Below are 9,434 nucleotides of genomic sequence, written 5' to 3' on the forward strand. Positions count from 1 at the left end.
CTGAAATCGGCCGCGAGCCGGCTGTAGTCCAGCGTCTCGACAGTGGCGGGCACGGCAAGACTGAACTGGGTCGGGCCATCGTCCACCGACAGCAGCTCGGCGGTGATTGCGGCACTGCCCGGGTCCTGCGCGGCGCGGGCCAGGATCTCGGCGGTCATCGGTCGCGTGCACTCGATGGCCGGGTAATGGCAGTTGACCAGGCGTGCAGCGCTGGCCGAATCAAAATGCGCCACCACATGCGCAGCCGGCGCATGCGCCATCAACGCAAAGACCGCGGCCAGGGTCTGGTCGTCGGACGGCGGGTTGACGATCACCCGCGCGGCACCCGCGATGCCGGCACGCAGATAGACCTCGGTGTGGGTGTACGACTCGGCCGCCACGAAGCGCATGTGGTCGGGCATCGGGTTTTCGGTGATGTCTTCGGCGATCAGCACCACGCCTTCATCGTCGGTGGCGGTATCGGACAGCAGCAGGTCCAGCAGGCGGCTGGACGCGGCGCCCTGCCAGCCGATCAGGATGGTGTGCCCGCGCAACGCGTCGTAGGCCATCTTGCCCATGTAGTGACGCCTCCAGAAGGTGATGAGCACCGCACTGGTCTTGGCCAGCACCGTGGCAAACAACGCCACCGCGCCCGGCATCAACACGAACGCGGCGATATAGCGCCCGGCCACCGAGCCCGGCGACAGGTCGCCGTAGCCGATCGTGGTGGCGGTGGTCATGTAGTAATACGGAAACGCGTCCAGGCCGACGAGCTTGTGCTCGCCGGCCAACCGCAACAGTGCCCAGCTCAGGCACATGTGGGCCAGCAGCGCGAGCGCCACCATGCCCCAGCTGACGCGGCGCACATGCCGCCGCAAGACCCGGTACAACCGGCCGACAATGATCATGGCGCGTCCTGTGCCGTGGCGCTGCGGTCAGCTGTCGCTACGCGGAACCTGCTGCACGTCGCGCACCTGGCCGATCAATGGCGCCGTGCCGCTGGTGGTGTCGTGGCCCAGCTGCGCGGCCGGCTTCTTGAAGCGCGCCAGCACGGCGGCCGCGTTGGACTCGCCTTCCATCAGCCCGGCCGCGGCCAGACGCCGATTCAGATCGCCATCGCCGCTGGACGCTTCGAGTTCTTCGGCCGATTCGATGCGCGCCGAGGTTTCGGCCTGACGCGCCTTGATGCGCTCCAGCGATTCCAGTGCCGAGCCCATCTTGCTGCTGGCGCCGGAATGCCGCGCGGCGATCGCCGCCTGCGCCTTCTGCACCGCATCGGTGGCCTTGACCGTATCGATCTGCTGGCGCATGCCGCGCAGCTGGTTTTCGGTCTTCTGGATGGTGGCCTTGAGCGTCACCACCGACTGGTCCAGCGATGCCTTGGACGCCTTGTCGCCGGCGTCTTCGCTTTCCAGCGCGGCCAGCTTGACCGCCACGTCGTGCGCCAGCGCTTCATCGTTCTTGGCCAGCGCACCTTCGATATAGCGCGTGTACTCGGCCATCTTGCCGGCGCGCGCGTCGATCTTCTGCTGGGCCAGCTTGCTTTGCGCCATCAGTTTGGTCAGTTCTTCGCGCGAGCGCGTGAGCTGGGCGCCGGCATCGCGCATTTCCTGGTCCAGGATGCGCAATGCATTGGCATCGACCGCCTTCTGGCCGGTCTCGTGTGCGGTGCCACGCAGCAGCGTGATCAGTTTGGAAAAAATACTCATGACAACACGCCTTTAGGAAAAGAACGGCTTGAGAGATTCGGCGGCATCCAGCGTATTGGCCGCCAGGGTCTGGATTTCCTCGTCGATCTGGTCGAGCGTGGACGACGCCGACAGCTCGCCGAAGACCACGTAGCTGTCCTTGCCGTCGACCTGCACCAGGCCCAGGTTGGACAGGGGATTGAGCGGATTGAGCCGCAGGCAGGCGTCGTTGAACGCGGCGCGGTCGTTGACCTGGTCGGCATTGGCCAGCAGCGTGGACACAAATACCTGCGAGCCGGAGGCGGCCACCTGGATCTGCATGTCGCCGTGGTCAGCCAGGGTGAGGTTGATCGCCGGCTCCAGCCCGTCGATGAGTTCGACCTCGATCGGCTGGCCGCGGTAGCGCTCGGCCAACAGGCCGTGCAATTCGACAGTGGTGTACTGCGTCATACGATGTCCTGTCCTTTGGAAACGGTGGTCAAGCAATGGGCGGACATACTACAGACTGTTCGCGACCGGCAGAACGTGCCGTTCGGCACCGGTCAGGCGGCATCAAGTGCCGGCGTTCGACCGCTGGCACTGCCCGGGCACGCCCCGTTCCGGCGCATGCCGCACAGCGCTGCGCCGCGTCGCCGCTGCACACGCCGCCGCGCGTGCCGGCCCTGCCAGGCGAACGCATTGGGTGCGGCAGCGGCCCGCGGCACCGCCGCGCCAACGATGCGGCCGCCAGCGTGCGCGCCGCCGCGTCGGGCGGGCGTTATGGGTAGAGCATCCGCTTGGTCCAGTGGCTGGCCGCATCGGCCTCGTACCGCCAACGCTCGTGCAGGCGGAACTTGGCGCCATACCAGAACTCGAACGCCTGCGGCACCACCCGGAAGCCGCCCCAGCCATCCGGCCGTGGCACCTGCCGGCCGTCGAAGGTGGCCTCGACCTTGGCGATCGCCGCGTCGAACTCGGCGCGCGAGCCGAGCGTCTGCGATTGCAGCGAAGCCCAGGCGCCGATCTGGCTCATGCGCGGGCGTGACGCGAAGTAGGCATCGGCTTCGTCTGCGCTGACCAGCTGCACGCCGCCCTCGATGCGCACCTGGATGCCGGCCTCGCGCAGGCTGCGCCACAGGAACAGCAGCGCCGCCTGCGGATGGGTCTGCAGGTCCCGCCCCTTGGCGCTGTCCAGGTGCGTGTAGAACACGAATCCGCGCGCATCGAAGGCCTTGAGCAGCACAGTGCGCGCGCTCGGCCGCCCATCCACGGTGGCGGTGGCCACGGTCATGGCGCTGGCTTCCAGCTCGGCGCTGTCCTGCGCCTCGGCATACAGCGCGGTAAAGGTGGCAAGGGCTTCTGCGTACAGATCGGGCATGGCGGTGCGTGGCGGCAGGAGGGGCGTCCATTGTGGGCGCATCGCCGGCACTTGTCCTACGCCCGGCTGTCGCAGCCGGCATGGCTGGCCCAGTGCACGGGCGCGCGACATGCGGCGTTGCAGGGCTACCGCACCGCGCGGCGTGCTGGCGGCCGCGATGGATTCGGCGCGCGTCAACCGGCCCGGTGCGCAAGCGTGAATGCTAGGATCCCTGCGCATGAACCCCGCTCCCAATCTCGTGATGGTCGGCCCGATGGGCGCCGGAAAAAGCTGTATCGGCCGACGCCTGGCCGAGCGCTTCGGGCTGGATTTCGTCGATGTGGATCAGGCCATCGTCGACCACGTGGGCAGCAGCATTGCGGCCATCTTCGAGCAACACGGCGAAGCACGCTTTCGCGAGCATGAGGCGCAGACCCTGCAGGCACTGCTGCAGCAGGACAACAAACTCATTTCCACCGGTGGCGGCGCGGTGCTGGATCCGCTCAACCGCGAGCGTATTCGCGCGCGCGGATTCGTGGTGTATCTGCACGTGAGCGTGCCGGCGCAACTGACCCGCCTGGCGCGCGACCGCAACCGCCCGCTGCTGCAGCGTGCCGACCGCGAGCAGGTGCTGCACACGATGGCCGCGCATCGCACCCCGCTGTACCAGGACGTGGCCGACCTCACCCTGGAAACCGATCACTTTTCCCCCGCCGAAGCCACCGCGCAGCTGGTGCTGCGCCTGGCCGCGCAATGGCGCATGTCGAGTACCCCTGCATGACACTCCCCCGCTCCAGCCGCAGCGTCGATGTCGACGGTGCACAGCCTTACACCATCACCATCGCGCCCGGCCTGCTGGCCGACGGTGCACGCCTGGCCAGCCATGTGCGCGGCCGCCACGTGCTGGTGCTCAGCGACACCCAGGTGGCACCGCACTACGCCGCCGGCGTGCGCAGCGCGCTGCTGCAGGCGCGCCCGGACCTGCAGCTGGGCGAGCTGGTGATCGCCGCCGGCGAAGCCTCCAAGACGCTGGACAACTTTGCCGCTGCGATTGCCGCACTGGCCGAGCTCGGCGCGACCCGCGACGCCTGTGTGTTCGCACTCGGTGGCGGCGTGGTCGGCGACCTGGCCGGCTTCGCCGCGGCCTGCTGGATGCGCGGGGTGGACTGCGTGCAGCTGCCCACCAGCCTGCTGGCGATGGTGGATTCGTCGGTCGGCGGCAAGACCGCGGTGGATATCCCGCAAGGCAAGAACCTGGTCGGCGCCTTCCACCCGCCACGCGCGGTGATTGCCGATACCGACACCCTGCACACCCTGCCCGCGCGCGAGCTGCGCGCCGGGCTGGCCGAGGTGATCAAGTACGGCGCCATCCGCGACCCGCTGTTCTTCCAGTGGCTGCATGCCGAACGCCGGGCGTTGCTAGAAGGCGACGCCGACGCCCTCGCACAGGCGATCGCACGCAGTTGCGAGCACAAAGCCGACATCGTCGCGCGCGACCCGCTGGAAAAGGGCGAGCGCGCCCTGCTCAACCTGGGCCACACCTTCGGCCATGCGATCGAGACAGAACAAGGCTACGGCGCGCCCGGCAACGACAACCTCAACCATGGCGAAGCGGTCGCGGTGGGCATGGTGCTGGCCGCGCGACTGTCGGCCGCGCTGGGCATGAGCGATGTGCAGGACACCGAGGCGCTGCGCGCCCTGCTGCAGGAGTTCGAGCTGCCGACCGAGATCCCGCCCGGCCTGGCGCCGCACGCCATGTTGGGCCGCATGCGGCTGGACAAGAAGAACGTCGCCGGCCGCCTGCGCCTGGTGCTCTGGCGCGGCATCGGCAAGGCCGAAGTGGTGCCGGACGTGGACGAGGCTGCGGTGCTGGAGATCCTGGCCGGCTGAGGCCCGCCAGCTAGGCAGGCAGGCACGCAACGCTGCATGGCCGCACGCAACTGCCGTCGACCGCCCCGACGCCCACTCCTTGTAGGAGCGCACCTGGGCGCGACGGGGCTTGCCAGCAAATCCCCATCGCGCCCAGGTGCGCTCCTACGCAATCCCTGCTTGCCAGCGCTCCCGGCGCAACCCGGCGTGCCCACTGCCTCCCAGCCTTCAGCAGCGCCCGGCTACAATCGGTGACATGCGCATCCTCCTGCAACACGACTCCGGCGGCAACGAGCCGCTCCGCTATGTCCAGCTGACCCTGCAACCGGATCTGTTCGGGGGCTGGGAACTGCTGCGCGAGAGCGGCCAGATCGGTGGACGCACGCAACTCCGGCGCGACCAGTACCTGCTGCAGGACGAGGCCGACCGGGCCTTCGAAAAGGCCCGCGACACCCAGCTCAAGCGCGGCTTCCAACTCATCACCGGCGGCGCCGACGCGCCGCGCTGAGGACACACCTTCCCATGCTCAAGAACGATCGTCTGCTGCGCGCCCTCAACCGTCAGCCCGTAGACCGCACCCCCGTATGGTTGATGCGCCAGGCCGGCCGCTACTTGCCGGAGTACCGCGCCACCCGCGCGCGCGCCGGCAGCTTCCTGGGCATGGCCAAGAACCCGGACATCGCCTGCGAAGTGACCCTGCAGCCGCTGCAGCGCTTCCCGCTGGATGCGGCAATCCTGTTCTCCGACATCCTGACCATCCCCGATGCGATGGGCCTGGAGCTGTACTTCGTCGAAGGCGAAGGCCCCAAGTTCCGTCACCCGGTGCGCGATGCCGCCGCGATCCACCGCCTGGGCGTGCCGGACATGGAAACCGAACTGCGCTACGTGATGGACGCGGTGCGCGTGATCCGCCGCGAGCTGGATGGGTCCGTGCCGCTGATCGGCTTCTCCGGCAGCCCGTGGACGCTGGCCTGCTACATGATCGAAGGTGGCGGCAGCAAGGAGTACGCGCGCATCAAGGCCATGGCCTTCAACGCGCCGGAGCTGCTGCATCACCTGCTCGGCACCGTCACCGATGCGGTCATCGCCTACCTGGCCGCGCAGCGTGCGGCCGGTGCGCAGGCATTGCAGGTGTTCGACACCTGGGGCGGCGTGCTGTCGCCGGCGATGTACCGCGAATTCTCGCTGCCCTACCTCACCCGCGTCGCGCGTGAACTGGAACGCGGCGATGGCGCCGAACGCACCCCGCTGGTGCTGTTCGGCAAGGGCAACGGTGCCTACGTGGCCGATCTGGCCGCCAGCGGCGCCGAAGCGGTGGGCGTGGACTGGACCATCTCGCTGGCCGATGCCGCGCAGCGCGCCGGCGGCCGCGTCGCCGTGCAGGGCAACCTGGACCCGGCCACCCTGTACGGCTCGCCCGAAGCGATCCGCGCCGAGGTCGGCAAGACCCTGGACAGCTACGCCCAGGGCAATGGCGGCTCGCGCGAAGGCCACGTCTTCAACCTCGGCCACGGCATGTCGCCAGACATGAATCCGGAGCACGTGGGCGTGCTGGTTGAGGCAGTGCAGAGCTTGAGCAAGCGCTGACGGGCTCTGCAACCGACGGCACCGCGCGTGCTGTCGGTTGCCGCAAAATCAGGGCCGAACACATTCGTGCGCTGGCCAAGCAGTGCAGCGCCCAGTACGCGCTGACGGGCCAACACAGCCCGCGTCGGAGCGCTGTCTTCAACACCAGCATCGGGTCGTCGTAACACCGCGCATCAATGCCGATGCGTCAGCCTCCTGGACTCACTCCCGCCGACGCTGCGGCGTCGGTCGTGGCATCCAACCCATGCCAAGCGCTGCCCACACGCGCATGCCCGGCGATACCGCAGGCCAGGGCAGGCAGCCCGCAGCCGGCCTCTGCACACGCATACCGATTTGTGACAGCGCTCATGCTGTCAGTCGATGCGCTGCGTCTGCAGCGTCACAGCCGATTGGTCTGATCCCTCACCAGCGGCACGTAGAGCGGCTGGCGCAGGACAGCGCAACGCTGAGCCCGCTGGCAGCCGGCCCAGCCGATGCACGTCCTCGCGCATTTCGCTGGGTGTTTTTGTAAACCCGGTTGCGATTTTCCGATGAATTCACCGCACCGCGTTCCAGATCGCAGCGCCCCCTCGCGTGCCGCTCTCAAGCCGGTTCGGCTTCACGTCGATAAACCCGGCATTGCCGTCGTTTGCGCCAATTCTTCGAAGGCACGGCGATCTACTGTTGCTCCACGGTGATGCGGTGCCACTGCAACACATCTCCAGCCAGGCAGGCCGCCTGCGCAACCTCGACACCGTCACGTTTGTTCCAGCGCTTCAACCATCCGTACATCAGGGAGAAAAGCATGGCCTTTCCAACTGCCGTCAACGACCAGATCACCGATTCCGTCACACAAGCCAATACCAAGGTGCTGGGCGATGCCCCTGCCATCGCCATGGGCAATCTTTACCAGGCCACTGCACAAGCGCTGGCCAATGCCGCCCATAACGCGACCAATGCGCAGCAGCAGAGCTATGTCACCGCGCAGTCTTCAACCACGATGGGGGTCGCCACCTTGTACTCCATCGATACCGCCACCACCGGAGTGGCGACCAAGCAGGTTCTGAGCACTGGCGTGAAGGGCCTGGGCTAAGCCAATCGTGATTTTTGGCACATAAGGAGCAAGCAATGGCATTTCCAACCGCAGTCAATAATCAGATCACCGATTCCGTTACCCAGGTAAATACCAAGGTCCTTGGCGACGCGCCGGCGATTGCAATGGGCAATCTGTATCAGGCAACTGCGCAAGCGTTGGCCAATGCTGCCCACAACGCAACCAACGCGCAGCAGCAGAGCTATGTCACTGCGCAATCGGCTACCACGATGGGAGTGGCCACGTTGTACTCCATCGATACCGCGACCACCGGCGTCGTTACCAAGCAGATCCTGGGCGTCTGAAGGCCCGGCTAACGCCAAGGACATCCACCAATGGCATTTCCCACCGCCGTCAACGACCAGATCACCGACTCGGTTACCCAGGCCAACCTGCAGGTACTGGGAAGCTCGCCCGCCGCAGCCATGGGCAATCTGTACCAGGCCACCGCGCAGGCGCTGGCAAACGCGGCCCACAACGCCACGCTCGCGCAACAGCAGATGTATGTCACCGCACAGGCAGCGACCACCATGGGCGTTTCGCTGCTGTATTCGCTCGATACCGGCACCACCGGTGCCGCCACCAAGAAGATTCTCGGCTAACCGCTAACGCCGCAGCGTCTTCGTTCTTTCACTACCTCAAGGAGCTATCACCATGGCCTTTCCGACCGCCGTCAACAGCCAGATCACCGATTCCGTTTCCCAGGTCAACACCAAGGTCCTCGGCGATGCGCCGGCGATTGCAATGGGCAACCTGTTCGTCGCCACCAGCCAGGCGCTGTCCAACGCCGCGCACAACGCCACCAACAACCAGCAGCAGTCCTACGTGACGATGCAGGCATCGACCACCCAGGGCGTGTCCACCCTGTACTCGATCGATACCGCGTCCGATGGCGTCGCCACCCGGGAAATCCTGAGCGCCGGGCTCAGGTAATCGGCAGCCGGGCGCCGCTGCTGCCGCACCAGCGGCGCCCGGTTGACTAAGCGACGCGATGCCAACCCCATGCGGTTTCGTTGATCGAATCGAGAAAGGACGCCCCATGCTGCAACTACGTCATATCCCCACGTCCAACACCCTGGACGTCTTCGTCAGACTGATCAGGGGCCGCACCATCGTGGCGACGTTCGCGCCGCACCAGAAGGCAGTGATGAACGTCGAGTTCGACGGAATTCTCCCGCTGATTCCCGGTGTGCAGCCGCTGGTGTATCGCCAGAAGCTGGACGGCGTGATCGATGTGCCGCACGGCAATTTTGCCTTCCTGGAATCCGTGCGCAATGGCGTTGCCCTGCAATACGCAGGCAAGCACGAGCCACAAAACACCGTGCTGTTCTCGGCGTCGGCTGGCATTGAACAGCGCAGGCCGTCGTTGGCCTAGAACGCAGGGCTAGTGCCCCGTCATGCAGCCAAGCGCGCGTGCCGCAAGCGTCGCCAGCCTGGTCGGCCCTGCCGCAACCGGTGCGGCGTTGGCCATCGGGCAAGCGCCGGCCTTCGCGATGGGGGCCACCTACCTGGCGTTGTCGGATTCCATCGCGCTGGCAATGGAAAACGCCGTCGCCAATCAGCAACGCGGACAGGTACTCGCCGATGCCGCACTCACCCAGATCCTTGCCTTGATCATCCAGAAGGGAGCGACTTCATCATGATCGACGACAGTACCGTGAACAGCCAGATCGTCGACGCGGTGAGCAGCATCGTGACGCTGACCACCGGTCAGGCCCCCGCACAGGCGCTCGGCATGCTCGATGCCGTGATGCTGGAAACGCTGGGCATGGCGATGCACAACGCCGTCAACCGGCAGCAGGGCGCCGGCATGATCAATGCCGCTGCGATCACTGCGGCCTGCGCCAAGATGATCTCGGCACCGTTCCCGGTTCCGCCGCCGCCACCGCCCGCGCCTCCAGGC

Annotated in this window: 16 protein-coding genes; 11 read left to right on the plus strand and 5 right to left on the minus strand. The window is 66.7% G+C overall.

Annotated features, from left to right (window positions below):
* The 4 genes from OZ10_RS17750 to pdxH all read right to left on the minus strand — a co-directional run.
* Window positions 1-887 (minus strand): potassium channel family protein (locus tag OZ10_RS17750; RefSeq protein WP_039566279.1); only part of this gene is annotated, 887 nt, incomplete at its 3' end.
* Window positions 888-914: 27 nt separating this feature from the next.
* Window positions 915-1,688 carry a PspA/IM30 family protein gene (locus OZ10_RS17755; protein ID WP_039414398.1) on the minus strand — a complete coding sequence of 258 codons (774 nt, stop codon included), beginning with the start codon at window positions 1,686-1,688 and terminating at the stop codon, window positions 915-917.
* A 12-nt stretch (window positions 1,689-1,700) separates the two neighbouring features.
* Window positions 1,701-2,117 (minus strand): YjfI family protein, encoded by a 417-nt coding sequence (locus tag OZ10_RS17760; protein WP_039414395.1) that lies wholly within the window; start codon window positions 2,115-2,117, stop codon window positions 1,701-1,703.
* Window positions 2,118-2,424: 307 nt separating this feature from the next.
* Window positions 2,425-3,024, minus strand: a complete 600-nt coding sequence (pdxH, locus tag OZ10_RS17770) for a pyridoxamine 5'-phosphate oxidase (protein ID WP_039414416.1) — start codon at window positions 3,022-3,024, stop codon at window positions 2,425-2,427.
* A gap of 217 nt (window positions 3,025-3,241) precedes the next feature.
* On the opposite strand from pdxH, the gene OZ10_RS17775 reads away from it, so the two are divergent.
* From OZ10_RS17775 to hemE, 4 genes are all read left to right on the plus strand, one after another.
* Window positions 3,242-3,784, plus strand: a complete 543-nt coding sequence (locus OZ10_RS17775) for a shikimate kinase (protein ID WP_039414388.1) — start codon at window positions 3,242-3,244, stop codon at window positions 3,782-3,784.
* Window positions 3,781-4,893, plus strand: coding sequence for a 3-dehydroquinate synthase (gene aroB, locus OZ10_RS17780; RefSeq protein ID WP_039414385.1), 1,113 nt, complete (start codon window positions 3,781-3,783; stop codon window positions 4,891-4,893). The genes OZ10_RS17775 and aroB overlap by 4 nt, the downstream gene beginning before the upstream one ends.
* 235 nt (window positions 4,894-5,128) lie before the next feature.
* Window positions 5,129-5,380: a WGR domain-containing protein gene (locus tag OZ10_RS17785; protein WP_039414382.1), complete on the plus strand. Its 252-nt coding sequence runs from the start codon at window positions 5,129-5,131 to the stop codon at window positions 5,378-5,380.
* Between the two features lie 14 nt (window positions 5,381-5,394).
* Window positions 5,395-6,459, plus strand: a complete 1,065-nt coding sequence (gene hemE / locus OZ10_RS17790; RefSeq protein ID WP_039414379.1) for a uroporphyrinogen decarboxylase — start codon at window positions 5,395-5,397, stop codon at window positions 6,457-6,459.
* A gap of 657 nt (window positions 6,460-7,116) precedes the next feature.
* Here the strand turns inward: hemE and OZ10_RS23030 are convergent.
* Window positions 7,117-7,245, minus strand: coding sequence for a hypothetical protein (locus OZ10_RS23030; RefSeq protein WP_266103780.1), 129 nt, complete (start codon window positions 7,243-7,245; stop codon window positions 7,117-7,119).
* Between OZ10_RS23030 and OZ10_RS17795 the strand changes: the two genes are divergently transcribed.
* The 7 genes from OZ10_RS17795 to OZ10_RS17825 all read left to right on the plus strand — a co-directional run.
* Window positions 7,244-7,531 carry a RebB family R body protein gene (locus OZ10_RS17795; RefSeq protein WP_039414376.1) on the plus strand — a complete coding sequence of 96 codons (288 nt, stop codon included), beginning with the start codon at window positions 7,244-7,246 and terminating at the stop codon, window positions 7,529-7,531. The two genes, OZ10_RS23030 and OZ10_RS17795, sit on opposite strands and share 2 nt — an antisense overlap.
* A gap of 35 nt (window positions 7,532-7,566) precedes the next feature.
* Window positions 7,567-7,836: a RebB family R body protein gene (locus tag OZ10_RS17800; protein WP_022973269.1), complete on the plus strand. Its 270-nt coding sequence runs from the start codon at window positions 7,567-7,569 to the stop codon at window positions 7,834-7,836.
* Window positions 7,837-7,866: 30 nt separating this feature from the next.
* The gene (locus tag OZ10_RS17805; protein ID WP_039414371.1) at window positions 7,867-8,133 is read left to right on the plus strand and encodes a RebB family R body protein; all 267 of its coding nucleotides are present in this window, start codon (window positions 7,867-7,869) and stop codon (window positions 8,131-8,133) included.
* Between the two features lie 52 nt (window positions 8,134-8,185).
* Complete coding sequence (locus OZ10_RS17810) at window positions 8,186-8,464, plus strand: RebB family R body protein (RefSeq protein ID WP_022973268.1); 279 nt, start codon at window positions 8,186-8,188, stop codon at window positions 8,462-8,464.
* 106 nt (window positions 8,465-8,570) lie between these two features.
* Entirely contained in the window at window positions 8,571-8,906 is a 336-nt protein-coding gene (locus OZ10_RS17815; RefSeq protein WP_039414365.1) for a hypothetical protein, read from the plus strand.
* 88 nt (window positions 8,907-8,994) lie between these two features.
* Window positions 8,995-9,174, plus strand: coding sequence for a RebB family R body protein (locus OZ10_RS17820; RefSeq protein WP_043931546.1), 180 nt, complete (start codon window positions 8,995-8,997; stop codon window positions 9,172-9,174).
* Window positions 9,171-9,434: RebB family R body protein (locus tag OZ10_RS17825; protein WP_039566285.1), on the plus strand; the 264-nt coding region annotated here is incomplete at its 3' end. The genes OZ10_RS17820 and OZ10_RS17825, both read left to right, overlap by 4 nt.

It is taken from the genome of Xanthomonas cannabis pv. cannabis (assembly GCF_000802365.1).
Lineage (GTDB): Bacteria > Pseudomonadota > Gammaproteobacteria > Xanthomonadales > Xanthomonadaceae > Xanthomonas > Xanthomonas cannabis.

Coding starts and splice junctions, on each gene's coding strand:
- OZ10_RS17815 (WP_039414365.1), top strand. CDS start 8,571: ATGCTGCAACTACGTCATATCCCCACGTCCAACACCCTGGACGTCTTC.
- OZ10_RS23030 (WP_266103780.1), bottom strand. CDS start 7,245: ATGCTTTTCTCCCTGATGTACGGATGGTTGAAGCGCTGGAACAAACGT.
- OZ10_RS17800 (WP_022973269.1), top strand. CDS start 7,567: ATGGCATTTCCAACCGCAGTCAATAATCAGATCACCGATTCCGTTACC.
- OZ10_RS17785 (WP_039414382.1), top strand. CDS start 5,129: ATGCGCATCCTCCTGCAACACGACTCCGGCGGCAACGAGCCGCTCCGC.
- hemE (WP_039414379.1), top strand. CDS start 5,395: ATGCTCAAGAACGATCGTCTGCTGCGCGCCCTCAACCGTCAGCCCGTA.
- OZ10_RS17760 (WP_039414395.1), bottom strand. CDS start 2,117: ATGACGCAGTACACCACTGTCGAATTGCACGGCCTGTTGGCCGAGCGC.
- pdxH (WP_039414416.1), bottom strand. CDS start 3,024: ATGCCCGATCTGTACGCAGAAGCCCTTGCCACCTTTACCGCGCTGTAT.
- OZ10_RS17810 (WP_022973268.1), top strand. CDS start 8,186: ATGGCCTTTCCGACCGCCGTCAACAGCCAGATCACCGATTCCGTTTCC.
- OZ10_RS17755 (WP_039414398.1), bottom strand. CDS start 1,688: ATGAGTATTTTTTCCAAACTGATCACGCTGCTGCGTGGCACCGCACAC.
- OZ10_RS17775 (WP_039414388.1), top strand. CDS start 3,242: ATGAACCCCGCTCCCAATCTCGTGATGGTCGGCCCGATGGGCGCCGGA.
- aroB (WP_039414385.1), top strand. CDS start 3,781: ATGACACTCCCCCGCTCCAGCCGCAGCGTCGATGTCGACGGTGCACAG.
- OZ10_RS17805 (WP_039414371.1), top strand. CDS start 7,867: ATGGCATTTCCCACCGCCGTCAACGACCAGATCACCGACTCGGTTACC.
- OZ10_RS17795 (WP_039414376.1), top strand. CDS start 7,244: ATGGCCTTTCCAACTGCCGTCAACGACCAGATCACCGATTCCGTCACA.